The sequence below is a fragment of the Caulobacter sp. UC70_42 genome, assembly GCF_044056025.1.
Classification (GTDB): Bacteria; Pseudomonadota; Alphaproteobacteria; order Caulobacterales; family Caulobacteraceae; genus Caulobacter.
Map to the genome: position 1 here is coordinate 5,429,824 of NZ_CP171994.1, position 12,507 is coordinate 5,442,330.

11 protein-coding genes and 2 pseudogenes are annotated in these 12,507 nt (G+C 68.6%); 5 read left to right on the top strand and 8 right to left on the bottom strand.

The annotated features are described in order from the left end of the window. Positions 1-48: 48 nt before the first annotated feature. From ACHMW8_RS27415 to ACHMW8_RS27425, 3 genes are all read right to left on the bottom strand, one after another. Positions 49-624 (bottom strand): TMEM165/GDT1 family protein, encoded by a 576-nt coding sequence (locus tag ACHMW8_RS27415; protein WP_395444408.1) that lies wholly within the window; start codon positions 622-624, stop codon positions 49-51. A 240-nt stretch (positions 625-864) separates the two neighbouring features. Next, the gene (locus ACHMW8_RS27420) at positions 865-1,617 is read right to left on the bottom strand and encodes a DUF2793 domain-containing protein (RefSeq protein ID WP_395444409.1); all 753 of its coding nucleotides are present in this window, start codon (positions 1,615-1,617) and stop codon (positions 865-867) included. Positions 1,618-1,710: 93 nt separating this feature from the next. Then, positions 1,711-2,718 carry a nitronate monooxygenase family protein gene (locus ACHMW8_RS27425; RefSeq protein ID WP_125159409.1) on the bottom strand — a complete coding sequence of 336 codons (1,008 nt, stop codon included), beginning with the start codon at positions 2,716-2,718 and terminating at the stop codon, positions 1,711-1,713. A gap of 256 nt (positions 2,719-2,974) precedes the next feature. Between ACHMW8_RS27425 and ACHMW8_RS27430 the strand changes: the two are divergent. From ACHMW8_RS27430 to ACHMW8_RS27440, 3 genes and pseudogenes are all read left to right on the top strand, one after another. Next, positions 2,975-4,367: pseudogene (locus ACHMW8_RS27430) on the top strand (methylmalonyl-CoA mutase family protein). Between the two features lie 3 nt (positions 4,368-4,370). Next, positions 4,371-6,521, top strand: coding sequence for a methylmalonyl-CoA mutase (scpA, locus tag ACHMW8_RS27435; RefSeq protein ID WP_395444410.1), 2,151 nt, complete (start codon positions 4,371-4,373; stop codon positions 6,519-6,521). Positions 6,522-6,565: 44 nt separating this feature from the next. Further along, a complete protein-coding gene (locus tag ACHMW8_RS27440) occupies positions 6,566-7,141 on the top strand; it encodes a Uma2 family endonuclease (RefSeq protein WP_395444411.1) in 576 nt (191 codons plus the stop codon). Here ACHMW8_RS27440 and ACHMW8_RS27445 read toward each other — a convergent pair. Together ACHMW8_RS27445 and ACHMW8_RS27450 are read right to left on the bottom strand one after the other, a co-directional pair. After that, positions 7,138-7,599, bottom strand: coding sequence for a DUF4112 domain-containing protein (locus ACHMW8_RS27445; protein WP_125159412.1), 462 nt, complete (start codon positions 7,597-7,599; stop codon positions 7,138-7,140). The two genes, ACHMW8_RS27440 and ACHMW8_RS27445, sit on opposite strands and share 4 nt — an antisense overlap. Before the next feature lie 43 nt (positions 7,600-7,642). Next, the gene (locus ACHMW8_RS27450; protein ID WP_125159515.1) at positions 7,643-8,107 is read right to left on the bottom strand and encodes a DUF4112 domain-containing protein; all 465 of its coding nucleotides are present in this window, start codon (positions 8,105-8,107) and stop codon (positions 7,643-7,645) included. Between the two features lie 182 nt (positions 8,108-8,289). On the opposite strand from ACHMW8_RS27450, the gene ACHMW8_RS27455 reads away from it, so the two are divergent. Together ACHMW8_RS27455 and meaB are read left to right on the top strand one after the other, a co-directional pair. Further along, entirely contained in the window at positions 8,290-8,607 is a 318-nt protein-coding gene (locus ACHMW8_RS27455; protein ID WP_125159413.1) for a YbjQ family protein, read from the top strand. A 9-nt stretch (positions 8,608-8,616) separates the two neighbouring features. Further along, entirely contained in the window at positions 8,617-9,597 is a 981-nt protein-coding gene (meaB, locus tag ACHMW8_RS27460; RefSeq protein WP_125159414.1) for a methylmalonyl Co-A mutase-associated GTPase MeaB, read from the top strand. A gap of 64 nt (positions 9,598-9,661) precedes the next feature. On the opposite strand, the gene ACHMW8_RS27465 is transcribed toward meaB, so the two are convergent. From ACHMW8_RS27465 to rlmJ, 3 genes and pseudogenes are all read right to left on the bottom strand, one after another. Continuing rightward, the gene (locus tag ACHMW8_RS27465) at positions 9,662-10,315 is read right to left on the bottom strand and encodes a hypothetical protein (protein ID WP_395444412.1); all 654 of its coding nucleotides are present in this window, start codon (positions 10,313-10,315) and stop codon (positions 9,662-9,664) included. A 91-nt stretch (positions 10,316-10,406) separates the two neighbouring features. After that, the gene (gene chrA, locus ACHMW8_RS27470; protein WP_395444413.1) at positions 10,407-11,690 is read right to left on the bottom strand and encodes a chromate efflux transporter; all 1,284 of its coding nucleotides are present in this window, start codon (positions 11,688-11,690) and stop codon (positions 10,407-10,409) included. Beyond that, a pseudogene (rlmJ, locus tag ACHMW8_RS27475) lies at positions 11,687-12,507 on the bottom strand (23S rRNA (adenine(2030)-N(6))-methyltransferase RlmJ). The gene chrA and the pseudogene rlmJ overlap by 4 nt, the downstream one beginning before the upstream one ends.

Consider the following 12,507-nt stretch of genomic DNA (forward strand, 5'->3'; position numbering starts at 1 on the left):
CATGAGGGGCGGAACTCCTTGCTCCGCCCCTCATAGCCGCTGCGACGCCTACTTCAACAGTCCCGTGAGCTCGGCCACCTGCCAGAGGCCCAGCAGCAGGAAGATCAGCGCCGCGCCCATCCGCACGTACTTCAGCGGCACGACCTTGGTCGCCGCCTCGCCCAGATAGACGGCCGGGACATTGGCCAGCATCATGCCGAGGGTGGTGCCCGCGGCGACCCAGAAGATCGAGTGGAACTTGGCGCCCAGGGCGACGGTGGCGATCTGGGTCTTGTCTCCCATCTCGACCAGGAAGAAGGCGATGGCCGTGGTCACGAACACGCCGTAGCGACCGGCGCTCTGACCTTCCTCGTCATCGGCCTTGTCCGGGATCAGGGCCCAGGCGGCCATGGCGATGAACGAAATGGCGATGGCCCACTTGAACCAGGCCCCGCTCAGGAAGTCCGACACCCAGTAGCCGGCAGTCGCGGCCAGGGCGTGGTTGGCCAGGGTGGCGACCAGGATGCCAAGAATGATCGGAATGGGTTTCTTGAACCGCGTGGCCAGGATGATGGCCAGGAGCTGGGTCTTGTCGCCGATTTCGGCGATGGCCACGACCAGGGTCGAGACGAGCAGGGCTTCCACTGAAATAGTCCTCCGGGCCGGGCGCATGCCAATAGCGTCGACGTCCACCCGGCCCGGATGAAATCGGCGCCATTGGTCTCGCCAAGGAAGCTTGAAGTCGCTTCCCTTCCCCGCGCCATGCTCCCGAAGAAGCAAGTGTGTTGACGGCGGGGCCCGCTGATAGTCGCGGGCGGCTACTCCCCAAAGGTAAGGCGCGTTTAGCCGCTCCGCCCCCCGCCGTCAACGCGCCAGGTCAACGTATCAGGCGACCGCGGCGGGCGCGTCGAACCTCAGAACGTGGATGGCGACCCGCACCTTTCCCGTGACGAAGCTGCCGCCGACGGCGCTGATCAGCACCGGGGTGTCGGCGTAGTAGGCGGTCGGCCCCACCACGCCGATGTTGCTGGAATTCTTGGCCACGCCCAGCGAGCCGCCGAACTTGCTCGCATCGCCCGAGACGCCGCAGTTGTACGAGGCCGCCCCGGTCACCGCGACCGTGGTGCGGGTCGATACGGCCAGCACGATGGCGCGGTTGGGTATGGCGATGCCCGTCGCGGTCGACGCGCCCGACAGGGTCACTTCCTGCTCAAGGATCTCCAGACGGGTGTTGGCGAGACCCGGCGTCTGGGCGACGGTCGTGGCGCGAAACGTCGCCGACAGCGGAGTCCAGCTCGCCCCGTCGAAGGCGACCATCTGGTTCTCGTCCTTGACCCAGGCCAGCATCCCCTCGGCCGGCGCGAGCGGCTCCCAGGCCCCGGCCTCGAAGCGCATCAGGCCGCCGGCGGGCTGGCCCGCCCAGGCCGCGCCCGTCGCGCTGGCCGGCAGAATCCAGACGCCGCCGGCGGCCGGACCGGTCGGCTGGGCCGAGACCGACCGGCTCTCGACGGCCAGTTGCACCAGGCCGTCCAGCCGGGCGAGGCTTTCGTTGATGGGGATGTGTTTCTGCGCCTGGGCGGCGACCACATAGGGCAGGCCGAGGCGAGGCGTGACGTCGCTGAAAACAGGATCGGGCATGAGCGGCTCCGAGAGCGGGTTGAAGTCGCTCCCAGCATCACGCCGCCGCGAAGGCCGGGGACGGACACCGCTCCGTCCCCATGCCTCGCCCGCCTATTCGGCGGCGAAAGCCAAATGATTTCCGGACGTCAGCGCCGTCTTAGCCGCCAGTTCGGCCTTGGCCTGCTCGTACTCCTCGGCGAAGCGCGCGATGAGTTCGGCGGCCGGCAGCACCTTGTCGATCGCGCCGATGCCCTGGCCCGAGCCCCAGATGTCACGCCAGGCCTTGGCCTCCTGATTGCCGCCCGAGCCGAAGCTCATCTTGGACGGGTCGCTGACCGGCAGGTTGTCGGGGTCCAGGCCCGCGGCGACGATCGACGCCCGCAGGTAGTTGCCGTGCACGCCGGTGAACAGGTTCGAATAGACGATGCCGTCGGCGCGGCCCTCGACGATGCCCTGCTTGTAGCCCTCGATGGCGTTGGCTTCTTCGGTCGCGATGAAGGCCGAGCCGATATAGGCCAGGTCCGCGCCCATGGCCTGGGCGGCCAGGATCGAGCGACCGCAGGCGATGGAGCCCGACAGCGCCACCGGGCCGTCGAACCACTGGCGGATCTCCTGGATCAGGGCGAACGGCGACAGGGTGCCGGCGTGGCCGCCAGCGCCCGCCGCGACCGGGATCAGGCCGTCGGCGCCCTTCTCGATGGCCTTGCGGGCGAAGCGATCGGTAATGACGTCGTGCAGGGTGATGCCGCCGTACGAGTGGATCGCCGCGTTGAGATCCTCCCGCGCGCCCAGCGAGGTGATGACCACCGGGACCTTGTGCTTCACGCACAGCTCGATGTCCTCCTCGAGCCGGTTGTTGGTCTTGTGGACGATCTGGTTCACCGCGAACGGCGCGCTGGGCGCTTCGGGATGGGCCTTGTCGTGGGCGGCCAACTCCTCGGTGATGCGATGTAGCCACTCGTCCAGCTGCGAGATCGGGCGGGCGTTCAGCGACGGGAACGAGCCGACAATGCCGGCCTTGCACTGGGCGATCACCAGATCTGGATTGCTGATGATGAACAGCGGCGAGGCGATGACCGGCAGGCGCAGACGGTCACGCAGGATAGGCGGCAAGGCCATGAAAGGCTCCCCTTTGGAGTTCGGCTTGAGACGCCGAATATGTGATCACCGATCAGATTAAACGCGCGTTTGGCTCCGATGCAAGGCGAAGAGAAGACTTGGCGCAAGGCTTGACGGCCCTAACGGCAGGAGCGCATCACCGTCCAAAAGACAAAAAAATGCTGCACCGCAGGAGACAGACGCTTTGACCGTCGCGACGACGCCCCTGGCCGAGGAATTTGGCGCCCAAGGCGACGCGGCGACCCGCGCTCGCTGGATGGCCCTGGTCGAAAAGACCTTGAAAGGTCAGAGCTTTGATGACGCCCTGACCATCACGACGCCCGATGGCCTGACGATCCAGCCGCTCTACACCGCCCAGGACGGCGTCGCCGTGGCCCGCGACCTGCGCGCGCGTGATCCCGAACGCCCCTGGGACCTGCGCATGCGCGCCGCCCATCCAGATCCGCTCCGCACGGCCAAGGACATCATGGTCGACCTCGAGGGCGGCGCGGCTTCGGTGCTGCTGCGGCTCGATCCCGCCGGCGTGGACGGCGTCGCCGTCGGCTCGGCGGACGACCTTGCCAAGGCCCTTTCGGGCGTGCTGCTGGACCTGGCCCCCGTCGCCCTGGACGCCGGCTTCCTGGGCCCCAAGGCGGCCGACTGGCTCGGCGCTCTGGCCAAGGCCGCGCCCAACGCGCCGCTGGCCTTTCACCTGGATCCCCTGACCGCCTTCGCGATCGCCGGCGTCAGCCCCGGCCCGATCGAGAGCCACGTCTTCAACGCCGCCACGGTCGCCTCGCGCCTGGCCGGGACCTACGCCAAGGCCAGCCTGTTCCTGGCCACGGGCCGGGCCGCGCATGAGGCTGGCGGCTCGAACACCGAGGAATTGGCCGTGATGATCGCCGCGGCCCTGGCCTACGCCAAGGCCATGGTGCGCTCGGGCCTGACGATGGAGGACGCGTTCGGCCGCATTGTCCTGGGCGTCAGCCTGGACGGGGAATACTTTACCGGCGTCGCCAAGGTCCGCGCCGCCAAGGCGATGTGGGCGCGACTGACCCAGGCCTGCGGCGTCAGCGTCCCGCCAAGGATCGAGGCCCGCTCCTCGCGTCGCATGCTGGCCAAGGCCGACGCCTGGACCAACTTGCTGCGCCTCACCTCGGCCGGCTTCGCGGGAGCCGTCGGCGGGGCCGACGCCATCCTGCTGGACGCCTTTACCGACGCCATCGGCCTGCCCACCGCCTTCGCCCGCCGCCAGGCCCGCAACACCCAACTGGTATTGATGGAAGAGAGCAATCTGGGGCCGTGTCGCCGACCCGGCCGGGGGAGCGTGGTACCTGGACAGCCTGACCGACCAGTTGGCCCGCGCCGCCTGGGACTATTTCCAGACCATCGAGGGCGTAGGCGGGATCATAAAGGCGCTGGAGAAGGGCCTCGTCGCCGATGCGGTGGCCAAGACCCGCGCGGCGCAGGAAGCCGCCTTCGCCGACAAGTCCCGCAAGATCCTCGGTGTCACGGTGTTCCCCAACCCCGACGACAAGGTCCCAGAGGTCGAAACCCCCGATCCGGCCGCCTTCGCCGTCGCCGGCCCCGACGTCCGCCTGCCGGGCCCAGACAGCCACTGCCCGGCCCTGACGCCGGTGCGCTTCGCCGCCGCCTTCGAGGGAGCGTAAGCCATGAGCAAGTTCCCGGACTTCACCACGATCGACTTCGCCGAGGTCGCTTCGGCGCCCGCTCCGGAAGGCGCGGCCTGGAACACGCCCGAGGGCGTCGCGGTCGCCCCGGCGTTCGACGCCGACGACGTAGCGGGCCTCGACTTCCTGGGCGGCTATCCGGGCGTCGCGCCCTATGTGCGGGGCCCCTACCCGACCATGTACGTGACCAACCCGTGGACCGTTCGTCAGTACGCGGGCTTCTCGACCGCCGAGGACAGCAACGCCTTCTACCGCCGCAACTTGGCCGCGGGTCAGATGGGCCTGTCGGTGGCTTTCGACCTGGCCACCCACCGCGGCTATGACAGCGACCACGAGCGGGTGAAGGGCGATGTCGGCATGGCCGGCGTGGCCATCGACTCGATCCTGGACATGCGCACTCTGTTCTCGGGCATACCGCTCGACAAGATGAGCGTGTCGATGACCATGAACGGCGCGGTGCTGCCGATCCTGGCGCTCTACATCGTGGCGGCCGAGGAGCAGGGCGTCACGCCCGACAAGCTGTCGGGGACGATCCAGAACGACATCCTCAAAGAGTTCATGGTGCGGAACACCTACATCTATCCGCCCGCGCCCTCGATGCGGATCATCTCGGACATCTTCGCCTTTACCTCGGCGAACATGCCCAAGTTCAACTCGATCTCGATCAGCGGCTATCACATGCAGGAGGCCGGCGCGACGGCCGACCTGGAGCTGGCCTACACCCTGGCCGACGGCGTCGAATACGCCCGGGCCGGCGTCGCCGCGGGCATGAGCATCGACACCTTCGCGCCGCGCCTGTCGTTCTTCTGGGCCATCGGCATGAACTACTTCATGGAGGTCGCCAAGATGCGGGCCGCGCGCCTGCTCTGGGCCCGGCTGATGAAGCGCGAGTTCGAGCCGAAGGACGACCGCTCGCTCTCCCTGCGCACCCACAGCCAGACCTCCGGCTGGTCGCTGGCCGCACAGGACGTGTTCAACAACGTCTCGCGCACCTGCGTCGAGGCCATGGCCGCCGTGAACGGCCAGACCCAGAGCCTGCACACCAACGCCCTGGACGAGGCCCTGGCCCTGCCGACCGACTTCTCGGCCCGCATCGCCCGCAACACCCAGCTCTTTTTGCAGATGGAAAGCGGCACGACCCGCGTCGCCGACCCGTGGGGCGGCAGCTACTACGTTGAACGTCTCACGTATGAGCTGGCTCAGAAGGCGCTGGCCCACATCGAGGAGGTCGAGGCGGCCGGCGGCATGGCCAAGGCCATCGAGCAGGGCATCCCCAAGCTGCGCATCGAGGAAGCCGCCGCCAAGACCCAGGCCCGTATCGACGCCAATCGCCAGAGCGTGGTCGGCGTCAACCGCTACAAGCCCGACGTCGCCGACGACATCCCGATGTTGAAGGTCGACAACGCCACGGTGCGCGCCCAGCAGCTGGAAAAGCTGGCCCGCCTGAAGGCCGAACGCGATCCGGCCGAGACCGAACGGGCCCTGAAGGCGCTGGAGGACGGTGCTCGCGGGACCGGCAACCTGCTGGCGCTGGCCGTCGACGCGGCCCGCGCCAAGGCCACGGTCGGCGAGATCAGCCTGGCGATGGAGAAGGTGTTCGGCCGCCATCGCGCCGAGATCAAGTCGATCCAGGGGGTCTATATGAAGGAGGCCGGAAACGATCCGACGACGGCCCGCGCCAAGGCCATGGTCGAAGCCTTCGAGCAGGCCGATGGTCGCCGCCCGCGCATTCTGATCGCCAAGATGGGCCAGGACGGCCATGATCGGGGCCAGAAGGTCATCGCCACGGCGTTCGCCGATCTCGGCTTCGACGTCGACATCGGGCCCCTCTTCCAGACCCCCGCCGAGGCCGCCCGCCAGGCGGTGGAGAACGACGTCCACGTCGTGGGCGCCAGCTCCCTCGCCGCCGGCCACCTGACCCTGGCGCCGGAGCTGAAAGCCGAGCTGGCCAGGCAGGGCCGCGACGACATCCTGATGGTCGTGGGCGGCGTCATCCCCCCCCAGGACTTCCAGGCCCTGCGCGACGCGGGGGCGGCGGCGATCTTCCCGCCCGGCACCGTCATCGCCGAGGCGGCGATCGAGCTGCTGGACAAGTTGAACCGCCAACTGGGCTACACGCAGGAAGCGGCTTAGCGAAGTGCTGTGCGGGTAGTCGCCCGCATGGTACGCTAGCTATCATGAACGCCCTCGTCCGAGCGTTGGAGACCTCTCAACAGCACCGCTTCACGCTGGACGATGTGCTGCGCATGCAGGAGGCCGGCATCCTCGATGAGAGCGCTCGCGTCGAGTTAATCGATGGAGCTCTGGTCGAGATGGCTTCTGAAGGTGACCTGCATTCACGCGTGAAAATGCAGATCGCCAGGCGCTTCATTCTGTCGGCCGGAGAGGCCGTGCAGGTGATGGTGGAATCAACGCTGCGGCTTTCGCCAACCAATGCACCGGATCCCGACCTTTATCTCTACGACGCTGATCTTCCGCTACGGGCCGTGGATGGAACGAATGTCGGCCTCGTCATCGAGGTTGCTCAGTCGTCGATCCGAAGCGACCTCGCGTTCAAGGCCGAGCTCTATGCTGAACACGGCGTGCGGGACTATTGGGTCGTGGACGTGAACACCGACACGATCACCATCCATCGCGATCCGGTCGATGGCTTGTATCGTGATATCGCGCGCCATGTCGCCGAGGATACGGTGACCTCCCTGGTCCTGCCCAGCGTCTCTCTGCGCCTCGCCGACCTGCCGCCTATCCGCTAGCCCTTCTTGCGGCCGAACAGCCCGCGCCGCTTCTGCGAGCGCTCGAAGGCGATCTCCTCCGGCAAGCCGTGGCGGGACTCGATGTCTTTCTGGAGCGCCTTGGCGGCCATCAGGTGGCCGGGGAACAGGGTGTCGATCGCCCAGCCCAGGCCCGGCACAGTGTCCGAGGCGTTGTCGATCGCCAGATAGGCGGCCATGCGCAGCAGGGTTCCCGCCGCTGCGCCGCCTTGTACGGCGTGGAACATCAAGAGACCGCCCGCGCCGAGGCCGTAGACCAGGCCCGCGCCCGGCACCCAGGCCAGCACCCCGTCCAGCCCCAGGCCGATGGGGCCGATGCCGATCAGCCGGTCGGAGATGCGCTTGATGCTCTCCGCCGATCGCCAGGCGCGATGGGCCTTGGCGCGGCGGCCCGCATGGCTGTCCGCGTAGTCGGACGAGACGGAGATGTCGTCGGTCATGCTTCCCTGAACGCTCCGCTCGTCAGTTGGTTGTGAAGGTCGCCTAGCCCAGGAAGACGACCCGGCGCCTTTCCTTGCCCGCCTGGATGCGGGCCAGCAGGTCGCGATACTCCTGGGTGCCCTGCACGTCCTTGCGCGAGCCCTCGAAATAGATCGTGTCGTCCATGTGTTTGGTCAGCATGTCGGCCGACCACTTGTGGCCGGTGAACAGTACGTCAATCGCCTTGCCCGCCACGGGGACCGCTCCGGCCACCGTGTCGATCAGGATGATGGCGCAGATTTGTATGACGATCATCGGCGCGGCGCGCGCGCGCACGGCGTCGAACACGATCAGGCTGCCGGCGCCCAGGCTGTACAGCTCACCCGCACCTGGGATCCAGGTGAGCAGCCCGTCCAGGCCGATACCCAGCGGACCGACGCCCACGACGTTGTCGGACAGCTTCTTCACCCGTTCCACATTGTTGCGGATGTTGTGCAGCTCGACATGCGATTTCGCGAAGATCACCAGGGGGCTCCGGACGCGGTAAACGCCGGCAATCTGCACGAAGCACGGCCGCGCAGGAAGGGCCGACCCGCCAGATTCCCCCACGGGGCGAACGGCGTTATGGAAAGTCTCGCTTTTCGGGGGAGCCCCTCGCGAATGGCGGCGTTTGCGCCTAAGTTAACCAAATGCCGCGCCAGGATTCCCGGATGCTGATCACGACCACGCCGTTCATCGAGGGGCGCCCTGTTCAGGAGTACAAGGGCGCGATCTACGCCCAGTCGATCCTGGGCGCGAACGTCGTGCTCGACCTGATGGCGGCCATCCGCGACTTCATCGGCGGCCATTCCAAGTCGTACGAACGCGTGCTGGCTCGCGCTCGCGAGGACGCCATGAAGGCCCTAGTGAAGGAAGCCGAGAAGGTCGGCGCCAACGCCATCCTGGCGGTGGATCTCGACTACAACACCGTCGGCCCTAACGCCCAGATGATGATGGTTTCGGTTTCCGGGACGGCCGTCGTCCTCTAAGCGGAACGGGTGAATCCCGCCCTCGACATCGATAAGCTGGAGCAGCGCCTGGTCGCCGGCGACCGCGCCGCCCTGGCGCGCGCCATCACCCTGGTCGAGAGCCGCCGGACCGACCACCAGACCGCCGCGCGCGCCCTGCTCTCGCGCCTGATGCCCCTGACCGGCCGCGCCCAGAGGATCGGGATCACGGGCGTGCCGGGCGCCGGCAAGTCGACGACCATCGAACGCTTCGGCTGCGACCTCGTCGAGGCCGGCCACAAGGTGGCTGTGCTGGCGGTCGATCCGTCGTCCGGGCGCCATGGCGGCTCGATCCTGGGCGACAAGACCCGGATGGAGCGGCTCAGCGTCCAGCCCAACGCCTATATCCGCCCATCACCGTCCGGCGGCGCCCTGGGGGGCGTGACGCGCAAGACCCGCGAGGCGATGTTGCTGTGCGAGGCGGCCGGCTTCGATATCGTCATCGTCGAGACCGTCGGCGTCGGGCAATCCGAGACGGCGGTGGCCGACATGGTCGACATCTTCATGGCCGTGCTGATCCCCGGCGGCGGGGACGAACTGCAGGGCATCAAGAAGGGCCTGATCGAGCTGGCCGACCTACTGCTGATCAACAAAGCCGACGCCGATCCCCAGAAGGCCGAGCGGTCGGCGCGCGACTATCGCAACGCCCTGCATATCCTCACCCCCGCCCACCAGGACTGGACGCCGCCCGTGCTGACGGCCTCCGGCCTGACGGGCCAGGGCCTGGACGGACTCTGGCGGCAGATCCAGCGTCATCGCGACATCATGACAGCGAACGGCGCGCGCGCCGCGCGTCGGGCCGACCAGGACACCCGCTGGATGTGGGCCATGGTCCGCGACCGACTGGAGGACGCCTTCAAGACCGATCCGGCCGTCGCGGCTCTGATCCCGGACCTCGAGACAGCCGTGCGCGCCGGCGAGGTTCCGGCCTCGGCTGCGGCGGACCGGCTGTTGGCCGCTTTCGGGCTTTAGGCGTCCGTCGAAAAGCGCTTGGCCTGGGCGATCCAGGCCTCACGTTCGGCGCGTCCCTTCAGGTTCAGCAACTGGTCGTAAGAGGCCAGTTCGTCCGGGGTCCAGGCCGCGATCTGGCTGAACTTGGTGACCCCCAGGTCGGCCAGCGACGCCGCCAGCTTGGGTCCCGACGCCGACCAGCTTGGTCAGGTCGTCGAGCGAGGCCGCCACCGCGGCGGGCGCCGCCTCGACGGCTTCGACGACGGCGTCCACGGCCTCGGCCACGATCGGTTCGGCCGCGGCGACCGGCTCGGATACGGCCTCGGACACCACCCCGGCCGCGTCTTCGTTGGCGGCGACCGTGGCCTCGACGATCGGCTCGGCGGCGGCCTCGATGATTTCCTGCGTGGCGTTCGAGGACGGTTTCGGCGGTCTCGGCGGCCAGGGCGACCGCCTCGACGATGGGTTCGGCGACGGTTTCCAGCACCGGCTCGGTCGGCGCTTCAGGCTCGGCCTCCAGCGGCGGAGCGACGGGCTCGGGGGCCAGGGCCATCAGCGACTCGAGATTGACCGCCTCGCGCCAGCGATTGGCCCACCACCAGTAGGTCGCGCCGGCCGCGGCCGCGCCGCCGAACATCAGCCAGAGCGGCGAGGCCGCGCCGACCATCAGGCGAGGCGCGGTCTCGGGCGCTGCCTTGTCGGTCGTGTAGTCGGGAAGGAAGGGGAAGATCGAAACCATGGCGCGCTCCGCTAGGCTGGCAATCACGATCTATTGCAATGCAGCATAACACGGAAAGTTCGTTCGCAAGCGCAAAAATGCTGACCCTAGGTCAACTTGCTCCGACCACCTTCAAGAGCACACCCGCCGAGACCATGACGGCGATCATGGCCAGCATCGGCAGGCGCGTGGCGAAGGTCAGCGTCAGGGCGAGGACGGTCAGGCCCAGCGCCGCGAGGTCGAGGCTGCCGACGTCCGGCAGCATCAGGCGGAACAGCCCCGCCACCTCCATCGTCTGCCCGCCGCGGAACAGCAGGTGGATGGCGAACCACAGGGCCAGTTGGCCGATCACGCCGACAGCGGCGGCCGAGATCATGGCCAAGGCCCGCGCGGGTCTGGGCCGACGGCCCCAGCGCTCGAACAGCGGCCCGCCGGCGAAGATCCACAGGAACGACGGCGCGAAGGTGGTCCAGGCGGCCATCAGCCCGCCCAGCACGGCCAGGACCCAGGCCCACTCGACCGGCGCGGTCTGGAAGGCCCCGACGAAGCCGACGAACACGAAGACGAGGATCAGCGGTCCCGGCGTGGTCTCGGCGAGACCCAGGCCGTCCAGCATCTGCGGCGCCGACAGCCAGCCCAGGGCCGAGGCCGTCTGACCAATATAGGCCAGGGCCGCATAGGCGCCGCCAAAGCTGATCGCCGCGAGGCCGCCGAAGGTCAGACCCATCCAGGCCAGGACGGAGCCCGGCGCGATCCACCAAGCCAAGGCGATCGGCACCAGCCACAGCGCCAAGCAGGCCAGCGCCGTCTTCGCCTGGCCTTTCGGGGGCGCGGCGGGCGGCGGGAGCGCCCCCTCCCCGCCCTTGGCGGTCAGCCAGCCCAGGGCGCCGGCGCAGATGATCACCAGCGGGAATGGCAGGGTCGTGAAGGCCATCATCGCGAAGGCCGCGATGGCCGCCGAGGCGGCGGAGCGGTCCTTGATCGTGCGCCGACCGATCTTCAGCAGGGCTTGCAGAACGAGGGCCACCACCGCCGCCTTCAGGCCCAGCAGCACCGGCCCGGCCCAGTCCGAACGGCCATGGACGACATAGAGCGCAGAAAGACCCAGCATGACCCCCAGGCCGGGCAGCACGAACAACAGGCCCGCCGCCACGCCGCCGCGAACGCCGTGAATCCGCCAGCCCAGCCACGTGGCCAGCTGCTGCGCCTCGGGGCCGGGCAGCAGCATGCAGAAGCTCAGGGCGCGGGCGAACTCGTCGTCGTCGATCCAGTCACGGGCCTCGACGACCTCTCGATGCAGCAGGGCGATCTGTCCGGCGGGACCGCCGAAGCCCAGCAGCCCGACCTTAAGCCAGACACGAACGGCCTCGCCGAAGCTGGGCGGCGCGCTGCTCACGTCCGCCAGACGCGCGAGCGGCCGCCGGTCTCGCCCAGGCGCGCGGCGATCCAATCGCCGGCGGCGCTGGCCGCGCCGTCGACACTGGCTGGCGCGCCGATCATCACCATCGCGCAGCCGTTCATCTTCATGGGATCCGTCAGCGGCCGGAGGCGGAGTTCCGCCACTAGCAGATCGTTCGTGACGGTTTCCATCCCGCGCAGGAAGGCGTCGAAGGTCTCCAGGTCCTTGATCGGCAGCCAGATGGCCAGGGCCGCGTCTTTCGAGCGGGCGAGGACGGCGCGGGTGGTGGCGACGATGCGGTCGTAGTCGTCGGGCCGCTCGAAGGGCGGATCGATGACCACGAAGGCGCGGCCGCCCTTGCCGGCCTGACTCACGGCGATCGTGAAGCCATCGGCCTCCAGGGCCTGGGCGTTGGCGTTAGGCGCCAGGCTCTCGCGGAGCAGCGCCACATCGTCGGGTCGCAGCTCACAGCCGGCGTAGCGGTCGGCCTTGCGCAGGGCGCGGGCCATCAGCAGCGGCGAGCCGGGATAGAGATCGCCATCGCGTCCGCCGTTCATGCGCGCGACCGCCTTCAGCAAGGGGCCGAACACCGGCGGCGCGTCGCTCGCCGCCTTCAGCCGGAAGATCCCCGCCTGGGCCTCGCCCGAACGGCGCGCCATCTCGCCGGCGAGGTCGTAGCCCCCCGCCCCGGCGTGGGTGTCGATCACCGACAGCGCCTCGCTCTCCCCTGCAGGGCCGAGAGCATGGCCAGCAGGATCGCGTGCTTGTGCAGGTCGGCGAAGTTGCCGGCGTGGAAGGCGTGGCGGTAGTTCAT

Excerpts from the sequence above, each read along its gene's own strand:
- ACHMW8_RS27465 (WP_395444412.1), bottom strand. The coding sequence starts at position 10,315 with ATGGTTTCGATCTTCCCCTTCCTTCCCGACTACACGACCGACAAGGCA.
- ACHMW8_RS27420 (WP_395444409.1), bottom strand. The coding sequence starts at position 1,617 with ATGCCCGATCCTGTTTTCAGCGACGTCACGCCTCGCCTCGGCCTGCCC.
- ACHMW8_RS27445 (WP_125159412.1), bottom strand. The coding sequence starts at position 7,599 with ATGACCGACGACATCTCCGTCTCGTCCGACTACGCGGACAGCCATGCG.
- ACHMW8_RS27440 (WP_395444411.1), top strand. The coding sequence starts at position 6,566 with ATGAACGCCCTCGTCCGAGCGTTGGAGACCTCTCAACAGCACCGCTTC.
- scpA (WP_395444410.1), top strand. The coding sequence starts at position 4,371 with ATGAGCAAGTTCCCGGACTTCACCACGATCGACTTCGCCGAGGTCGCT.
- ACHMW8_RS27425 (WP_125159409.1), bottom strand. The coding sequence starts at position 2,718 with ATGGCCTTGCCGCCTATCCTGCGTGACCGTCTGCGCCTGCCGGTCATC.
- ACHMW8_RS27455 (WP_125159413.1), top strand. The coding sequence starts at position 8,290 with ATGCTGATCACGACCACGCCGTTCATCGAGGGGCGCCCTGTTCAGGAG.